Consider the following 15,418-nt stretch of genomic DNA (forward strand, 5'->3'; position numbering starts at 1 on the left):
CTCGTCGGTGGCGGCAACCGTGGGGCCGCTGGCAGGATCGGGTTCCATGAGCGCACTGACGAGTAGGGACCTCAACGCCGGGCAGTATGCGGACAAGGGCAATCTCGCCGCCCGCCAGTCGGTCTGGGAGTACCGGTCGGGACCGGCGATCTTCGACGTCGCCCTCGACCTGGCGGACCTGGCCGGCGACGAGTCGGTCCTGGAGGTCGGGTGCGGGAACGGCCGCTACCTCCAGACCCTCGGCGAGCGCGGCCACCGGGGCCGGGTGCTCGGCCTGGACTACTCGCCGGGGATGGCGGCCGAGGCCGGGCGGTTCGCGTCGACCCTGGTGGCGGACGCGCAGCGGCTTCCGATGGCCTCCGGACAGTTCGACCTCGTGCTGTGCATGCACATGCTCTACCACGTGCCGGACGTGTCGATGGCCGTCGCCGAGCTGGCCCGGGTGCTCCGGCCGGGTGGGACGGTGCTCGTGGCGACCAACGGGCTCGCGCACTGCCAGGAGACGATGGGGATCCTCCGGCGGGCGACCGAGCTGGTCGGGGTGGCCCACTGGCCGCTCTGGAACCGCGAGTCGTTCACTGCCGAGGCCGCCCCGGCGCACCTCGCCCCGGTGTTCTCGTCGGTGGTGGCGCACCCTGAGCTGGAGGAGGTGCTGATTCCGGACGTCGACGCCGTTCTCGGCTACCTCGCGAGTCTCGCGTCGACCCAGAGCTACGGCCCTGAGGTCATGAGGGCGGCAGAAGTGCTGGTCCGGGAGGAGTTCGACCGTCGCGGGCATTTCGCCCTGACGCGCTCGATGACCGTCTTCGCGTGTAAGCCTTGACACGCCCGACCCCGGGTGTCGGCCCCGGTTTGGTGTTACGCCCCGGTGGTGGGTAGACTCATCAATCGGCGCGTCGCGTCCACCCTGCCATGTCTTCGAGCGCTTCTGAGGACATGAGGGGCCGCGGCTGGCAGGACAGGCGTGCCACCTGCAGTAGACCCTACGTCACGTTAGCGGAGGACATGCCGAAGAAGGACGGGGCCATCGAGATCGAGGGCCGAGTCATCGAGCCACTGCCGAACGCCATGTTCCGGGTGGAGCTCGCGAACGGTCACAAGGTACTGGCTCACATCAGCGGCAAGATGCGGCAGCACTACATTCGTATTCTGCCGGAGGACAGGGTTGTCGTGGAGCTCTCGCCCTACGACCTGACCCGTGGTCGCATTGTCTACCGTTACAAGTGACGTGCGGTTGAATTCCGTGTCCGTCTTTGAAGTAAGGCGCAGCCGTGAAGGTTAAGCCGAGCGTTAAGAAGATCTGCAACAAGTGCCGCGTCATCCGCCGCCACGGCCGGGTCATGGTCATCTGTGACGACCCGCGCCACAAGCAGCGCCAGGGCTAAGCACCAGATTCTTCTACCGCCAAGGTAGTAAAGGCTCGTCCCAGCCGCGGGGGACCATCGAAGCGCATTGCGTGACGACTCCTCGTGGCCGAACCCCCGGTCGGAGGCCGGGGCCCCGCCCGGGCAGGTGGGGATGGGATGGGCGCAGACCTCCGAGACTGACGAGGAGCACGCCCACATATGGCACGTCTAGTCGGCGTCGATCTCCCCCGCGACAAGCGGCTCGAGATCGCGCTCACTTACATTTACGGGGTTGGTCGCACCCGCGCTATCGAGCTCTGCTCGGCGACGGGTATCGACCCCAACAAGCGGACCAAGGACCTCACGGACGAAGAGGTTCTCGCTCTCCGCGATCACATCGAGCAGAACTTCAAGGTCGAGGGTGACCTCCGCCGCGAAGTTGCGGCCGACATTCGCCGTAAGATCGAGATCGGCTGCTACCAGGGTATCCGGCACCGTCGCGGCCTCCCCGTGCGTGGTCAGCGGACCCGCACCAACGCTCGTACCCGCAAGGGTCCGAAGCGCACCGTGGCTGGCAAGAAGAAGCCGGGCAAGAAGTAACCCTTAGCAGTTCGAGTCTCTAGGAGCGCATAGCTAATGCCGCCGAAGGCACGCGCTGGGGCCGTCAAGAAGGTCCGGCGCAAGGAAAAGAAGAACGTGGCCCACGGCCACGCCTACATCAAGAGCACGTTCAACAACACGATCGTGTCGATCACGGACCCGAACGGTGCCGTCATCTCCTGGGCCTCTTCCGGCCAGGTGGGCTTCAAGGGTTCGCGTAAGTCGACCCCGTTCGCCGCGCAGCTGGCCGCCGAGGCCGCCGCTCGTCGGGCGATGGAGCACGGCATGCGCAAGGTCGACGTGTTCGTCAAGGGACCCGGCTCGGGCCGCGAGACGGCGATTCGTTCGCTGACTGCCGCAGGCCTCGAGGTCGGCACGATCTCCGACGTGACGCCGCAGCCGCACAACGGTTGCCGTCCGCCGAAGCGTCGTCGGGTCTAGGTAGCGGAGGAATAGGTCAATGGCTCGTTACACAGGTGCTGACTGCCGCCGCTGCCGGCGCGAGAAGGTCAAGCTGTTCCTCAAGGGCAGCAAGTGCGATGGTCCGAAGTGCCCGCTGGAGTCGCGGCCGTACCCGCCCGGCCAGCACGGGCGCGGTCGGCCGAAGGAGACGGAGTACCTGCTCCAGCTCCGTGAGAAGCAGAAGGCCCGCCGCATCTACGGCGTACTGGAGAAGCAGTTCGTCCGGTACTACGAAGAGGCCAACCGGCGCACCGGCAAGACCGGTGAGAACCTGCTGCAGATCCTCGAGACCCGTCTCGACAACGTCGTGTTCCGCGCGGGCCTGGCCCAGTCGCGTGACATGGCGCGTCAGGTCGTCAAGCACGGCCACGTGCTCGTGAACGGCAAGAAGGTCGACATCCCGTCGTACCGGGTGGCCGAGCACGACATCGTCGAGATCCGCGCGAAGTCCCGCGAGCTCACCCCGTTCGTGGTGGCCCAGGCCCAGGCCGGCAGCAAGACCGTGCCGGCGTGGCTCGAGGTCATCCCGGCCGCGCTCAAGGTCCTCGTGCACAACCTCCCGGTCCGTCAGATCATTGACACCCAGGTCCAGGAGCAGCTCATCGTCGAGCTCTACTCCAAGTAGCAGCTCAACAGGCCGGCCCGGGCAACCGGGCCGGCCACCCCAACATTCGGCGTCAAATAGCGGACGCCCGTTTTGGAGGCATAGTGCTTATCACCCAGCGGCCGACCCTCTCCGAGGAGTCGATCACCGAGGCGCGGTCGAAGTTCACGATCGAGCCGCTCGAGCCGGGTTTCGGCTACACGCTCGGCAACTCGCTCCGGCGTACGCTGCTGAGCTCGATCCCGGGCGCGGCGGTCACGAGCATCAAGATCGACGGCGTGCTGCACGAGTTCACCACGATCCCCGGTGTCAAGGAGGACGTGGTTGAGCTGGTGCTCAACGTCAAGCAGCTCTGCGTGAGCTCCGAGCACGACGAGCCGGTCACCATGTACCTGCGCAAGCAGGGCCCGGGCCCGGTCACCGCTGGGGACATCCAGCCGCCGGCCGGCGTGTCGGTCCACAACCCGGACCTGCACCTGGCGACCCTGAACGGCAAGGGCCGGCTCGACATCGAGCTGACCGTCGAGCGGGGCCGCGGCTACGTCAACGCGGCGCAGAACAAGCAGGCCGGACAGGAGATCGGGCGCATTCCGGTCGACTCGATCTACACCCCGGTCCTGAAGGTCACCTACCGTGTCGAGGCGACCCGTGTCGAGCAGCGGACCGACTTCGACAAGCTGATCATCGACGTCGAGACGAAGAACTCGATCAGCCCCCGCACGGCGCTGGCCTCGGCCGGCTCCACCCTCGTCGAGCTGTTCGGCCTGTGCCGCGAGCTGGACGAGACCGCCGAGGGCATCGACATCGGCCCGTCGCCGCAGGACGCGCAGCTCGCTGCCGACCTGGCGCTGCCGATCGAGGAGCTGGACCTCACGGTCCGGTCCTACAACTGCCTCAAGCGCGAGGGCATCAACACGGTTGGTGAGCTGATCGGCCGCACGGAGGCTGACCTGCTCGACATCCGCAACTTCGGTCAGAAGTCCATCGATGAGGTCAAGCTGAAGCTCATCGGCATGGGCCTCGGCCTGAAGGATTCCGCGCCGAACTTCGACCCGTCGACCATCGTGGGGGACTACTCCGACGATGACTACGACGAGGAGCTCGACGAGGACGCCGCCGGTTCTGTCGCCCCCGTGGCGGCCGACGACTCCGACGACGACGGCAACGACTACCGCGAGACCGAGCAGCTCTAAGCGCTGCGGCTTACCTGAGGAGCTACACCGATGCCCACGCCCACTAAGGGTGCCCGCCTTGGCGGCAGCCCCGCGCACCAGCGGCTGATCCTGGCCAACCTGGCGACGCAGCTGTTCCAGCACGGCAAGATCCAGACGACTGAGGCCAAGGCCCGTCGCCTGCGCCCGTACGCGGAGACGCTGATCACCAAGGCCAAGCGCGGCGATATCCACGCGCGCCGCCTGGTCGCGCGGGTCGTCCGGGACAAGGACGTCGTCTACCGCCTGTTCGACGAGCTGGCCCCGACCTGGTCCGAGCGTCAGGGTGGCTACACCCGCATCATCAAGAACGGTCTCCGCAAGGGCGACTCCGCCCCCATGGCGATCATCGAGCTGGTGCTCGAGCCGGTCTCGCCGAAGGCGAACAAGAAGACCGCCGCCCGCAAGGCCGCCAAGGTCGAGGCCGTCGCGGCCCCGGTCGAGGACGCCCCGGTCGCCGAGAACGTCCAGCACGCCGACGACGCGCCCGCCGACGAGGCTCCGGCCACCGAGGTCGCTGAGAAGGACGAGAAGTAATTCTCGAGTTCGACACCGACGAGCCCGCTCTTCCCCCTGGGGAGGGCGGGCTCGCCCGTTTCCGCCAGGGAGGCCGATGTGGTCCAGACGCCAGCTGAGGTTCCGGCTCCGGACCCGGTGACGGGTACCGGGGAAGCCGGGTCGTCCGGGGTCGCCCGGATGACCGGGAGCGCAGGTCCGGCCGGGGCCAGCGGGGCGTCCCGGCATCCTGGTGACCCGGAAGGCCCGGCTCCCGTCGGGACGCCGCCCGGCGCGCCCCGCATCCCGCAGGACTCCGTCCGGCTGCGGCTGTCCGTTTCCTACGACGGGACCGACTTCTCCGGCTGGGCGCACCAGCCGACCCGGCGCACCGTCGCCGGGGTCCTGCTCGGCGAGCTGACCCGGGTGTTTCGGACCGTGGACAACCTGACCGTCGCCGGGCGGACCGACGCCGGGGTGCACGCCACCGGCCAGGTCTGCCATGTCGACGTGCCGGCCGCCGCGTGGGAGGCGCTCGCGCCCAGCATCGTCCGCAGGCTCGCCGGGCTGCTGCCGGGGGACGTCCGGGTGCTGGCGGTCGAGGTGGCGCCCGAGCACTTCGACGCGCGATTCGCCGCCCTGCGCCGGAGGTACGAGTACCGGGTCTGTGACGGCCCCAGCGGGCCCGCGCCGCTCGCGCGGCGTAACACCCTCGGGTGGCCCCGGCCGTTGGACCTGGAGGCTCTCAGTGCCGCCTCGCGCGGGCTGCTGGGCGAGCACGACTTCGCCGCGTACTGCAAACGCCGCGACGGCGCGACGACCATCCGCAACCTGCTCCGCCTGGACTGGCGGCGCGACCCGGACGAGGTGCTCGTCGCCACGGTCGAGGCCGACGCCTTCTGCCACTCGATGGTCCGCAGCCTGATCGGGGCGCTGATCGCGGTGGGCGAGGGACGGCGGCCGGTCGGGTGGCCCGGGGAGCAGTTGACCAGCGCGGTGCGGGTCGACGCGGTGGGGGTCGCGCCGGCGCACGGGCTGACCCTGGTGAACGTGGACTATCCGGCGCCGGGGGAGTACCTGGCCCGGATGGCGGTGACCCGCAATATGCGGGCGCTCACCCCGCAACCTCCTGAGGTTCACGCCGGGCCGCCGGCTCCCTGACGCGGACCCCTGGGGCGGGCCGGGTGCGGCTCAGGCCTCCGCGCGGAGCTTCAGTTGGCCCTTGAGATAGGTCTCGGCGGTGTCGGTGAGCACCTGCTGTACCGCCGGGTCCGCCGGGTCCGGCTTCTTGCCGTCGGCGCGGGCCACCACGCAGTACGCCAGGTAGTGGCCGACCGGCAGCCACGACAGGTAGGTCTCCGAGGCGGCGATCACGTCGGTGCCGTTGCCCACCGCCCAGCCGGCGATCGCGCCCTTGCCGGAGCCCAGCAGGGTTTTCGTGTCGGCCTTCGCGCTCGCGGCAGCCGTGGCGTCCTTGAAGTTGAGCACGCCGATCGTCGCCACGAACGTCTTCCCCGGGGTGAACAGGGTGGCCCGGACGAGCTGGGTGCACCCCCCCTTGGTGTACGCCGGCCCCAGGTCGCCCGTCGTCGCCAGCTTGCAGTCGGTCAGGGACTGGGTCTTCTGAATCGCGTACGCCCGGCCGTCGATGGAGACCGTGGCCGCCGGGAACAGCTCGACCTCCGTGAGCGGCAGCGGGTCGGTGGCCTGGGAGTTGATGTCCTTCTTGCCGGCGACCGGGGAGGCAGTGGCGCTCGGGTCGGCCGGGGCTGACGCCGGCGCGGACGGGGCCGGCTCCTTGGCCGCCGGCTTCTCGTCCTCGATCAGGAAGAACGCTCCGACTCCGAAGCCGAGCAGCAGGAGCACGGCGAGCACCCCGGCGAGCGCGCCCAGCCAGCCCTTGGAGGACCGCCGGCGGGTCGGGGGCGGCGGGTCGAGGACCGGCGGCGGGGCGGAGACGGGCTCGTAGGCCGGCTGGGGATACGGATCCTCGACCGGCGGGGGCTGCTCCCAGCCGTACGACGCGTACGGGTCCGCGTACGGATCGGTGGTCTGCTGGCCGAACGGGGTGCCGCCCGGCGGGGGGCTGTAGGCCGGCTCGGTCCGGTAGTCCGGGGCGGCGTGGCCCGGCTCGGTCCGGAACAACGAGTCGATCTGGAAGTCGTCGGTGCCGATGCCGGTCGGATAGCCCGGCTCGGGGCTGTAGCCGCCCTGTTGGCCATACTGACCGGGGACATACTCGTAGGAGTCGTCCGGCTCAGCGGCTCGCCGCCGCCGGGGCTGGCGCTGACCGGGGTCAGGGTCGTCGTAGCCTCGGTCGCCGTAGGTCATGCCCGCCAGGTTACCCAAGTGGTGCCACGGACAGCATCAGCCGAAGATGTCGGGAGAATAAGCGCGTGGACCATTTCTTCAGCGAGACACCCGCTACGCCGGATAAGCGTCGGATGATTGACATTTCGGTGGACTCGACGGCGTACCAGTTCACGGTGTCTTCAGGGGTTTTCTCCGCCAATCGCCTCGACCCCGGCACCGCCGTGCTGTTCCGGAAGGCACCCCGCCCCGGTCGCGGGGTGTTCCTCGACCTCGGCTGTGGCTATGGCCCGATCAGCTGTGTGTTCGCTCACCAGTCACCCAAGGTGACCATGTACGCGGTGGACGTGAACGAGCGCGCGCTGGAGCTCGTACACGAGAATGCTCTCGCTCTGGGGGTCACCGACCGGGTGATCGCGGCCAAGCCGGACGACGTGCCCGCCGACGTGGTGTTCGACGGGATCTACAGCAACCCACCCATCCACGTGGGCAAGGAGGCGCTACACGAGATGCTGCTGCGCTGGCTGCCCCGGCTCGGGCCCGACGCCGAGGCGTGGCTGGTCGTCGCCCGGCACCTCGGTGGGGACTCGCTGCGCGACTGGCTCGTCGCCCAGGGTTGGTCGGCGGAGAAGCACGCCAGCCAGAAGGGCTACCGCATCCTGAAAGTCGGTCGCGCGGAGACCGAGTAGGCCGGAGGATGCCACCGTGGGATACATAGACGTCGCAGGGGTCGGGTACACGCTGCCGGACGGCCGTGAGCTGTTCAAGGACGTGTCCTTCCGGGTCGGCGAGGGCGCCAAGGTCGCGCTCGTCGGGCCCAACGGGGCCGGCAAGACCACGCTGCTGCGGATGGTCGCCGGGGACCTGCCCTCCCAGGAGGGCGGGATCGCCAGGGTCGGCGGGCTCGGCGTGATGCGGCAGTTCTTCCGGCCCGTCGCCGGCCGGTTCGACGACGACGTGCCGTGGAGCATGGTCGACCGCGAGGACGCCACCCTGGCCGAGCTCGCGATGACCCTCGCCCCGGTCCGGGTCCGCGCGGCGGGCCTCGCGCTCGCCCGCGCGGAGGCCGCGCTGTCGGAGACCGAGAAATCCCAGATGAGGTACGCCACGGCGCTGTCCGCCTGGGGCGAGGTCGGTGGGTACGAGGCCGAGGTCGCGTTCGACACCGCGAGCGTCTCCGTCCTCGACCTCGACTGGGAACGCGCCCGGCACCGGCTCGTCCGCACCCTGTCCGGCGGCGAACAGAAACGTTTCGTCCTCGAACTGTTGCTCCGCGGCCCCGACGAGGTGCTGCTGCTCGACGAGCCCGACAACTTCCTCGACGTGCCCGCGAAACGCTGGCTCGAACAGCGGCTCAAGGAGTCCCCGAAGAGCGTCCTGTACGTCAGCCACGACCGCGAACTCCTCGCCAACACCGCCGACCGGGTGGTCGCCGTCGAGGGCGGGTCCGCGTGGACGCACGTCGGCGGCTTCGCCAGCTGGCACGACGCCCGGGTCAACCGGCACGACAGCATGGAGGAGACCCGGCGGCGCTGGGACGAGGAGCACCAGAAGCTCAAGGACCTCGTGCTGATGTACAAGCAGAAGGCCGCCTACAACGACGGTCTCGCCTCCCGCTACCAGGCGGCGAAGACCCGGCTCGCCAAGTTCGAGGGCGACGGGCCGCCACCGCTGCCGCCCAAGGACCAGGACATCAAGATGCGCCTCGACGGCGGGCGCACCGCCAAGCGCTCGGTGATCTGCGAGCAGTTGGAGCTCGACGACCTGACGTTCCCGTTCGACTTCGAGGTCTGGTACGGCGACCGGGTCGCCGTCCTCGGCGCCAACGGCACGGGCAAGTCCCACTTCCTGCGGCTCCTCGGCCGCGGTGGCACCGATCCGCTCGAGGTGCCCCTGGTCGACCTCGCCCCGGTCGCGCACGGCGGGGTCGCCCGGCTCGGCGCGCGGGTCCGGCCCGGCCACTTCTCCCAGGTCCACGACCGTCCGGAGCTGCACGACAAGACCCTCGTCGAGATCCTCTGGCGCGGGGACGACTACCGCACCGGCAAGACCCGGCACGACGCGATGAAGGTCCTCGACCGGTACGAGCTGGCCGGGCAGGGCGACCAGACCTTCGGCACCCTGTCGGGTGGCCAGCAGGCGCGGTTCCTCGTGCTGATGCTGGAGCTGTCCGGGGCCACGTTGCTGCTGCTCGACGAGCCGACGGACAACCTGGACCTGGCCTCGGCCGAGGCGCTCGAAGAGGGGTTGAAGGGCTTCGAGGGGACGGTGATCGCGGTGACGCACGATCGGTGGTTCACGCGGGGGTTCGATCGGTTCCTCCTGTTCGGGACGGACGGCGAGGTCACCGAGGTGCCTGAGCCGGTGTGGGACGTGCGCTGACTGCTCCGTGACGCTCCGACGTGCGATGACGCGGTGACCCGGCGGGGCCGCCCGTGACGCTCCGACGTGCGCTGCCTTCCTCGACCGGTGGTGACCCGGCGCGGGTGACCCGCGCTGCCTTCCGACCGGTCCGGTGACCCGGCGCCGCGACGCGTGACGTGCTGGCCCGCGCTGCCTTCCGCCGCGCGGTGACCGGCCGCCCCCGCTCGGGGTCGGGGGCGACCGGTCGGTCGTCAGTTCAGGCGCCAGAGTTCCCAGCACTCCGGGCCGTGGTGGGCGATGTAGGCGCACTCCGGATCCAACGGCTCGTCGCCGTGCAGCATCGGCACGGCCGTCGCCGGGTGACCGTCGTCGAGCAGGCGGTAGGTGTGGCCGGGCTCGGTCCACGCGCCGCCCGCCACGGTCCAGGTCACCCCGTCGTGGTGGATGCCGTAGGTCTCGCCGGGGACGAGCCAGTAGGCGTACACCCCGTCGCCGTCGGCGCAGAACTCGTCGTGCAGGCAGAGGCCGATGATCCGGTACAGCCCGTCGGCCTCGTGGGTGTCCAGCGTGCCCAGCGCCGTCGCGGTCTCCCCGGTCACCGGTACACCGCCAGCACCTTGACCCGCGCCGTGCCGTCGCACACCGCCTGGCAGGCCGACCACTCCCTTGCGGTGGTCAGCGCCTGCACGCGGGTGTCGAAGACGGCCATCCGCGTGACCGGCTCGGGAAACTCCCCGGTCACCTTCGACATCAGGACTTGAAAAGTCGTCATGGATTCACCCTGCAACACAATGGGGTGACATAGCTACGTCATAGGGGGCGACATTGGGACGACATTGCCACGCCTCTTCATGTCCACCATGGTCGGAGGAATGTCGCGCCGGGTAATGTCCGATGCGGCGGCTACGGAAGGCGGGGCGGTGGACCGGACTCGACTCGAATATCTGATTCGTCGAAGCGAGAACACGCTCGAGGAATGGTGCGTGCGGTTCCGCAGCGAGGCGCGGATGCTGGGCCAGGAGACGACCCTCTCGGTCCGCCAGCTCCAGCGGTGGATGTCCGGACGGACCGGCAACGCCCGGCCTGGAGCGCGCCGCGTGGCCGCCTCGCTGTGGAAACAGCCCTTCGCGTCGCTCGTCGGGCCGCCTGTCCCGGTGTCGCCGACCGGTCCGGTGCCGCCGCGCACCGCGGTGCACGAGGCGGCCGGGGAATCCGCGGCCCACGCCGGCCGGACCTGGGCCCGGGTGGACGACTGGAGCATCGAACACCTCCGTGCGGAGGTGCGCCGACTGGCCTACGGCTATGTGGAGATTCCGCCGCTGTACTTTCTCGAAGAGGCGCGTCGTGCCCGCGACTCCGCTTACACACTTCTAGAACGTACGCACCGGCCGGCCCAGTTGTCGGACCTGTATCTCGTCGCCGGTCAACTCTGTGGGCTCATGTCGTCGGCGTCGTTCGACATGGCGGCGTGGGATCCCGCGGTCGCCCAGGTCAGGGCCGCCTGTTCCTACGCGGACCTGATCGACCACCCGGCACTGCGTTCGTGGGCTCGGGGGAACCTGGCGCTGATGGCCTACTGGACCGGCGGCCCCGACCAGGTGGTCGTACCGATCGACGCTGCCCTGGCGCGCAGCCCGGTAGGAACCGCGGCCGCCGGGCTGCGATGCGTCGAGGCGCGCGCCTGGGCCTTCCCCGACGCCGCCGACCGGGCGCCGCTCGCGATCGCGGAGGCCGAGCCGCTCCTGCGTCTCCGGCAGGCGCTGGGCGGCGCGCGCTGGCTCCACGACCGGCGGGCGACGGAACTCCGGGACCGGGTGCTCGCCTTCCATCGCGGGCTGCCCGAACCGTGGTGAACGGGACGTAGCCGTGCAGTGAGGCATCAGTTACGCGGTGCTTCCCTCTGCGCGTGAGGTGCGCTAACGTGTGCGGCAAGAGAACCCACGGGAGTCCGGTAGACCGGGCTGAGAGGGCGGATGTGAGCCGCCGACCGTAGAACCTGATCCGGATCATGCCGGCGCAGGGAGGAGATTCACCATGCTCGGTCGCCTCCATGTCCTCACCGACGCCCGCCCCGGGCGCGACGCCGTCGCCGTCGCGCGGGCGGCGTTGGCCGCGGGTGCACCCCTTTTCCAGGTACGGGTGGAAGACGGCGTGCACGACCGCGACTTCCTCGACTTCGCCGCGGAGGTCCGCGCGCTGTGCCGGGTCTACGGCGCGACCTGCCTGATCAACGACCGGGTGGACATCGCGCTGGCCGTGCAGGCCGACGGCGTCCACCTCGGCGCGTTCGACCTGCCGGTTTCCGTCGCGCGCCGGCTGCTCGGCTCCTCGGCGATCATCGGGGCCACGTCCCGGGACGCCGCCGGGGCGCGTGCGGCCCTGGTCGACGGGGCCGACTACGTGGGAGTGGGGCCCTGCTACCACACGTCCACGAAGGACGGTCTGCCCGACCCGATCGGCCCCGCCGGGCTGGAGTTGGCCGCGCACGTGGGCCTGCCGGCCATCGCGATCGGCGGCGTGACCCTCGAACGGGTCCCCGAGCTGTTGGAGGCCGGGGCCTACGGTGTCGCGGTGGTGGGCGCGGTCAACTCCGCCGACGATCCCGGCGTGGCGACGAAGGCGCTGCTGAAGGCCCTGTCATGAGGGTCGCGGTCCAGGGGGCCGGGATCATCGGGCTGTCGATCGCGTGGCGCGCCCTGTCGGCCGGGCTCGATGTCACCGTCCACGACGACAACCCCGCCCGGGGTGCCTCGAACGTCGCGGCCGGCATGCTCGCCCCGGTCGCCGAGGCGTACTTCGGCGAGGCCGACCTGCTCCGGCTGTCGCTCGCCAGCGCAGCCCGGTGGCCGGAGTTCGCCGCGGGGCTCGGCGAGGTCGGCTACCGCGACGACGGCACGCTGCTCGTGGGCCGGACAGGCGATGACCTGCGGGAACTCGCCCGACTCTTCCAGTTGTACGCCGACTGGCGGCTGCCTGCGGAAAAGGTCGACCCCCGCGCGCTGGAGCCGGCGTTGACGCCCCGGCTGCGGGGTGGCCTGCTGACGCCCGGCGACCATCAGGTGGACCCCCGGCGGGTGCTGGCCGCGCTGCGCGAACGGGTGCCCGTGAGTGCGACGCCGCCCGGGAAGGTGGACGTCACGGTCGTCGCGACCGGCGCCTGGACCGGTCAGCCGCGCGGTTCGGCCATCGGGCTGCCCGGCGGCGGGGCGGTGGTCGGGTTGCCCGTGCGGCCCGTGCACGGCGAGGTGCTGCGCCTGCGGGGCGAGCCGTCGATCCGGCACGTGGTCCGCGGCTACATTGACGGGAAATATGTCTATATTGTGCCGCGAAAGGACGGGGAGGTCGTCGTGGGCGCCACCACCGCCGAGCGCGGCTTCTCCACCCGGGTCACGGCCGAGGGGGTCCGCGACCTGCTGGACACCGCGATCGAGGTCCTGCCGGAACTGGCCGACTACGAGCTGGTGGAGGCGCGGGCGGGGCTGCGGCCCGGTACCCCGGACAACGCCCCGCTGATCGGCCGGCTCGACCCCCGCACGATCGTGTCGACCGGCCACTACCGGCACGGCGTCCTGCTCGCCCCCATCACCGCAGAGGTGGTCACGTCGCTGCTCCTCGACCGGGAGCCCAGCGTCGACCTCGCGCCCTTCGCCCCAGGGAGGTTCTCGTGAAGATAGTCGTCAACGGCGTGGAGACGGAGTTCGAGGGGACGGTCTCGGCGCTCACCGGGGACCGGCGCGGGGTCGCCGTCGCGGTCAACGGGACCGTGGTGCCCCGCAGCACGTGGACGTCGACGGCGCTGGCCGACGGCGACGTGGTCGAGCTGCTCACGGCGGTGCAGGGTGGATGAGTTCACCATCGCCGGCGAGACGCTCTCCTCCCGGCTGATCCTCGGCACCGGCGGCGCGGCCAGCCTGACGGCGTTGCGGGAGGCCGTCGAGGCCTCCGGGACCTCGATGGTCACCGTCGCCCTCCGCCGCCTCGACCCCGACGCCCCCGGCGGCCTGCTGGAGATGCTCGACGGGACCGGGGTGCGGATCCTGCCGAACACCGCCGGCTGTTACACCGCCACCGAGGCCGTCAAGCTCGCCCACCTCGCCAGGGAGGCGTTCGAGACGCACTGGGTGAAGCTCGAGGTGATCGGGGACGACCGGACCCTGCTGCCCGACGCCGTCGAGCTGGTGGCCGCGGCGGCGAGGCTGGTGGAGGACGGGTTCGTGGTGCTGCCGTACACGACGGATGATCCGGTGCTCGCGCGGCGGCTCGTCGACGTCGGGTGCGCGGCCGTGATGCCGGCCGGCGCGCCGATCGGGTCGGGGGCCGGGATCCGCAACCCCTACAACCTCGCGCTGATCCGGGAGCTGGTGTCCGTACCCGTCATCCTCGACGCCGGGATCGGCACCGCCTCGGACGCGGCCCTGGCCATGGAGCTGGGCTGCGACGCCGTGCTGCTGGCCAGCGCCGTCACCCGGGCGGCGGACCCGACCCGGATGGCAGCGGCGATGCGGCACGCGGTGCTCGCCGGCCGGTTGGCGGCCGGTGCCGGGCGGATCCCGCGCAGGGACTACGCGACCGCGTCCACCAGCCCGGAAGGGCTCCCGTCGTGGTGAGCCGGCGGCACCACGTGCCGGGCTCGCGGCGCGCGACCGCTTCTTCGCGCACGTGCCACCCGGGCTCCCGGCCCGCGACCCGAGCCCACCTGTTGATGGAGGCGTCCGATGAGTGACCGGCTGATCGTCGTCCTGGAGACCCCCGACCTGGAGCTCGCCCGCGTCGTGATCGGCGCCGGCGCGACGCTGCTCGCCGGGACCTTCTTCGACCTGGAGTTCGACTGGCGGGTGGAGGAGTTCGGCGGTCGGGTGCTCACCCTCGGGCCGGCAGCCACCCCGGTGCACGGCCGCCGGGACATGCTCTGGCGCTGCCACGGCCTCGACGAGCTGCCGACGGCCGCCGACGCGGAGTTCGTCAGCCTGTCCCCGATCTTCGAGACCGCGACCAAGCCCGGCTACGGCCCGCCGCTGGGCGTGGACGTGCTCGGCCGCGCCGGCCGTCCGGTCTACGCCCTCGGCGGCGTGGACGGGCCGGCGCGCGCCGCCGAGTGCGTGGCCGCCGGTGCGTACGGGGTCGCCGTCCTGGGCGCGGTGTCGCGGTCGAGCGACCCGGCGCGGGCCGTGCGAAACCTGCTCACCGCGGTCGGCACCCCGCCGGCCTCGGGGCCGGTCGAGCCCGGCCCGGTGCCCCAGGGTGGCCACCGGTGAAGCAGCCGCCGATCGCGCTGACCATCGCAGGCTCCGACTCCGGCGGCGGCGCGGGCATCCAGGCCGACCTGAAGACGTTCGCCGCGCACAAGGTCTTCGGCACGTCGGTCGTCACCGCCTTGACTGCACAGAACACCTCGGGGGTACTCGGCGTGCACGCCACCCCCCTGCACTTCCTCGCTCTCCAGCTCGACGCGGTCCTGTCCGACCTGCCCCCGGTGGCGGTGAAGACCGGGATGCTGGCGAGCCCGGAGGTGATCGCGTACCTGGCGACCCGGGACCTGCCCAACCTGGTCGTCGACCCGGTGATGGTGGCGTCCACCGGGAAGCCCCTGTTCACGGGTGCCGCCGACGCGTACCGGGAGCTGTTCGCCCGGGCGCTGGTCGTCACCCCGAACCTGCCGGAGACCCGCGAACTCCTCGACCGCGACGTCGCCACCGTCGAGGACATGGCCGCCGCGGCCCACGAACTCGCCGCGCTCGGCCCGCGCTGCGTCGTCGTCAAGGGCGGGCACCTCGCCGGGGACGCCGTGGACGTGGTCTGGCACGGCGGGGAGCTGTCGTATCTGCGGGGGGCCAGGGTCAGTACCCCCAACAACCACGGCACGGGCTGCACCTTCGCGGCCGCGGTGACCGCGCATCTCGCACTCGGGTCCTCGTTGCCGGCCGCGTTGCGGGCAGCGAAGACCTACGTCACCCGTGCCCTCGCCGGCTCGGCCGACTGGCGGCTGGGCTCGGGACACGGTCCCCTCTCCTGGAAGGAAATCTGAT

At 70.9% G+C, this 15,418-nt stretch carries 21 protein-coding genes and 1 riboswitch; of the genes, 18 read left to right on the forward strand and 3 right to left on the reverse strand.

What is annotated here, in order from left to right:
- Positions 1-46 precede the first annotated feature (46 nt).
- From IW245_RS31105 to truA, 9 genes are all read left to right on the forward strand, one after another.
- Positions 47-823 carry a class I SAM-dependent methyltransferase gene (locus IW245_RS31105; RefSeq protein WP_197006679.1) on the forward strand — a complete coding sequence of 259 codons (777 nt, stop codon included), beginning with the start codon at positions 47-49 and terminating at the stop codon, positions 821-823.
- Between the two features lie 182 nt (positions 824-1,005).
- On the forward strand, positions 1,006-1,227 hold the full coding sequence (gene infA / locus IW245_RS31110) for a translation initiation factor IF-1 (RefSeq protein ID WP_007073013.1): 222 nt from the start codon (positions 1,006-1,008) through the stop codon (positions 1,225-1,227).
- A gap of 44 nt (positions 1,228-1,271) precedes the next feature.
- Positions 1,272-1,385, forward strand: coding sequence for a 50S ribosomal protein L36 (rpmJ, locus tag IW245_RS31115; protein WP_197006680.1), 114 nt, complete (start codon positions 1,272-1,274; stop codon positions 1,383-1,385).
- A gap of 180 nt (positions 1,386-1,565) precedes the next feature.
- On the forward strand, positions 1,566-1,946 hold the full coding sequence (gene rpsM, locus IW245_RS31120; RefSeq protein ID WP_197006681.1) for a 30S ribosomal protein S13: 381 nt from the start codon (positions 1,566-1,568) through the stop codon (positions 1,944-1,946).
- Positions 1,947-1,982: 36 nt separating this feature from the next.
- Positions 1,983-2,387, forward strand: a complete 405-nt coding sequence (gene rpsK / locus IW245_RS31125; protein ID WP_197006682.1) for a 30S ribosomal protein S11 — start codon at positions 1,983-1,985, stop codon at positions 2,385-2,387.
- 19 nt (positions 2,388-2,406) lie between these two features.
- Complete coding sequence (rpsD, locus tag IW245_RS31130) at positions 2,407-3,033, forward strand: 30S ribosomal protein S4 (protein WP_197006683.1); 627 nt, start codon at positions 2,407-2,409, stop codon at positions 3,031-3,033.
- Between the two features lie 83 nt (positions 3,034-3,116).
- Positions 3,117-4,205 carry a DNA-directed RNA polymerase subunit alpha gene (locus IW245_RS31135; RefSeq protein ID WP_197006684.1) on the forward strand — a complete coding sequence of 363 codons (1,089 nt, stop codon included), beginning with the start codon at positions 3,117-3,119 and terminating at the stop codon, positions 4,203-4,205.
- A gap of 30 nt (positions 4,206-4,235) precedes the next feature.
- Positions 4,236-4,760, forward strand: a complete 525-nt coding sequence (rplQ, locus tag IW245_RS31140) for a 50S ribosomal protein L17 (RefSeq protein WP_197006685.1) — start codon at positions 4,236-4,238, stop codon at positions 4,758-4,760.
- Positions 4,761-4,919: 159 nt separating this feature from the next.
- Entirely contained in the window at positions 4,920-5,879 is a 960-nt protein-coding gene (gene truA, locus IW245_RS31145; RefSeq protein WP_197006686.1) for a tRNA pseudouridine(38-40) synthase TruA, read from the forward strand.
- A gap of 30 nt (positions 5,880-5,909) precedes the next feature.
- On the opposite strand, the gene IW245_RS31150 is transcribed toward truA, so the two are convergent.
- The gene (locus IW245_RS31150) at positions 5,910-7,049 is read right to left on the reverse strand and encodes a hypothetical protein (RefSeq protein ID WP_197006687.1); all 1,140 of its coding nucleotides are present in this window, start codon (positions 7,047-7,049) and stop codon (positions 5,910-5,912) included.
- A gap of 113 nt (positions 7,050-7,162) precedes the next feature.
- On the opposite strand from IW245_RS31150, the gene IW245_RS31155 reads away from it, so the two are divergent.
- Together IW245_RS31155 and IW245_RS31160 are read left to right on the forward strand one after the other, a co-directional pair.
- The gene (locus IW245_RS31155) at positions 7,163-7,717 is read left to right on the forward strand and encodes a class I SAM-dependent methyltransferase (protein ID WP_197006688.1); all 555 of its coding nucleotides are present in this window, start codon (positions 7,163-7,165) and stop codon (positions 7,715-7,717) included.
- Positions 7,718-7,733: 16 nt separating this feature from the next.
- The gene (locus tag IW245_RS31160) at positions 7,734-9,410 is read left to right on the forward strand and encodes an ABC-F family ATP-binding cassette domain-containing protein (protein WP_197006689.1); all 1,677 of its coding nucleotides are present in this window, start codon (positions 7,734-7,736) and stop codon (positions 9,408-9,410) included.
- Positions 9,411-9,643: 233 nt separating this feature from the next.
- Here IW245_RS31160 and IW245_RS31165 read toward each other — a convergent pair whose 3' ends face one another.
- Both IW245_RS31165 and IW245_RS31170 read right to left on the reverse strand, forming a co-directional pair.
- Positions 9,644-9,991, reverse strand: coding sequence for a hypothetical protein (locus IW245_RS31165; protein ID WP_197006690.1), 348 nt, complete (start codon positions 9,989-9,991; stop codon positions 9,644-9,646).
- Positions 9,988-10,164, reverse strand: a complete 177-nt coding sequence (locus IW245_RS31170) for a hypothetical protein (RefSeq protein ID WP_197006691.1) — start codon at positions 10,162-10,164, stop codon at positions 9,988-9,990. Before IW245_RS31170 ends, IW245_RS31165 begins: the two co-directional genes overlap by 4 nt.
- A gap of 211 nt (positions 10,165-10,375) precedes the next feature.
- Between IW245_RS31170 and IW245_RS31175 the strand changes: the two genes are divergently transcribed.
- The 7 genes from IW245_RS31175 to thiD all read left to right on the forward strand — a co-directional run bounded on the left by IW245_RS31175 (position 10,376) and on the right by thiD (position 15,417).
- Positions 10,376-11,245 carry a hypothetical protein gene (locus IW245_RS31175; protein WP_197006692.1) on the forward strand — a complete coding sequence of 290 codons (870 nt, stop codon included), beginning with the start codon at positions 10,376-10,378 and terminating at the stop codon, positions 11,243-11,245.
- Positions 11,246-11,322: 77 nt separating this feature from the next.
- A riboswitch (TPP riboswitch) is annotated at positions 11,323-11,432 on the forward strand.
- Positions 11,427-12,035 (forward strand): thiamine phosphate synthase, encoded by a 609-nt coding sequence (thiE, locus tag IW245_RS31180; protein ID WP_197006693.1) that lies wholly within the window; start codon positions 11,427-11,429, stop codon positions 12,033-12,035. Its footprint overlaps the riboswitch before it by 6 nt.
- Positions 12,032-13,060 carry an FAD-dependent oxidoreductase gene (locus IW245_RS31185; RefSeq protein WP_197006694.1) on the forward strand — a complete coding sequence of 343 codons (1,029 nt, stop codon included), beginning with the start codon at positions 12,032-12,034 and terminating at the stop codon, positions 13,058-13,060. Before thiE ends, IW245_RS31185 begins: the two co-directional genes overlap by 4 nt.
- On the forward strand, positions 13,057-13,239 hold the full coding sequence (thiS, locus tag IW245_RS31190) for a sulfur carrier protein ThiS (RefSeq protein WP_197006695.1): 183 nt from the start codon (positions 13,057-13,059) through the stop codon (positions 13,237-13,239). Before IW245_RS31185 ends, thiS begins: the two co-directional genes overlap by 4 nt.
- Complete coding sequence (locus tag IW245_RS31195; protein WP_197006696.1) at positions 13,232-13,999, forward strand: thiazole synthase; 768 nt, start codon at positions 13,232-13,234, stop codon at positions 13,997-13,999. The genes thiS and IW245_RS31195 overlap by 8 nt, the downstream gene beginning before the upstream one ends.
- 108 nt (positions 14,000-14,107) lie before the next feature.
- The gene (locus tag IW245_RS31200; protein ID WP_197006697.1) at positions 14,108-14,647 is read left to right on the forward strand and encodes a thiamine phosphate synthase; all 540 of its coding nucleotides are present in this window, start codon (positions 14,108-14,110) and stop codon (positions 14,645-14,647) included.
- Positions 14,644-15,417: a bifunctional hydroxymethylpyrimidine kinase/phosphomethylpyrimidine kinase gene (gene thiD / locus IW245_RS31205; protein WP_197006698.1), complete on the forward strand. Its 774-nt coding sequence runs from the start codon at positions 14,644-14,646 to the stop codon at positions 15,415-15,417. Before IW245_RS31200 ends, thiD begins: the two co-directional genes overlap by 4 nt.
- Position 15,418 lies beyond the last annotated feature (1 nt).

Source organism: Longispora fulva, assembly GCF_015751905.1.
Taxonomy (GTDB): domain Bacteria; phylum Actinomycetota; class Actinomycetes; order Mycobacteriales; family Micromonosporaceae; genus Longispora; species Longispora fulva.

Bases quoted from the DNA above. Each gene is read 5' to 3' on its own strand.
- IW245_RS31155 (WP_197006688.1), top strand. From the start codon at position 7,163: ATGATTGACATTTCGGTGGACTCGACGGCGTACCAGTTCACGGTGTCT.
- IW245_RS31185 (WP_197006694.1), top strand. From the start codon at position 12,032: ATGAGGGTCGCGGTCCAGGGGGCCGGGATCATCGGGCTGTCGATCGCG.
- rpsK (WP_197006682.1), top strand. From the start codon at position 1,983: ATGCCGCCGAAGGCACGCGCTGGGGCCGTCAAGAAGGTCCGGCGCAAG.
- rplQ (WP_197006685.1), top strand. From the start codon at position 4,236: ATGCCCACGCCCACTAAGGGTGCCCGCCTTGGCGGCAGCCCCGCGCAC.
- thiE (WP_197006693.1), top strand. From the start codon at position 11,427: ATGCTCGGTCGCCTCCATGTCCTCACCGACGCCCGCCCCGGGCGCGAC.
- rpsD (WP_197006683.1), top strand. From the start codon at position 2,407: ATGGCTCGTTACACAGGTGCTGACTGCCGCCGCTGCCGGCGCGAGAAG.
- IW245_RS31150 (WP_197006687.1), bottom strand. From the start codon at position 7,049: ATGACCTACGGCGACCGAGGCTACGACGACCCTGACCCCGGTCAGCGC.
- truA (WP_197006686.1), top strand. From the start codon at position 4,920: ATGACCGGGAGCGCAGGTCCGGCCGGGGCCAGCGGGGCGTCCCGGCAT.
- IW245_RS31105 (WP_197006679.1), top strand. From the start codon at position 47: ATGAGCGCACTGACGAGTAGGGACCTCAACGCCGGGCAGTATGCGGAC.
- infA (WP_007073013.1), top strand. From the start codon at position 1,006: ATGCCGAAGAAGGACGGGGCCATCGAGATCGAGGGCCGAGTCATCGAG.
- rpsM (WP_197006681.1), top strand. From the start codon at position 1,566: ATGGCACGTCTAGTCGGCGTCGATCTCCCCCGCGACAAGCGGCTCGAG.
- IW245_RS31170 (WP_197006691.1), bottom strand. From the start codon at position 10,164: ATGACGACTTTTCAAGTCCTGATGTCGAAGGTGACCGGGGAGTTTCCC.
- IW245_RS31200 (WP_197006697.1), top strand. From the start codon at position 14,108: ATGAGTGACCGGCTGATCGTCGTCCTGGAGACCCCCGACCTGGAGCTC.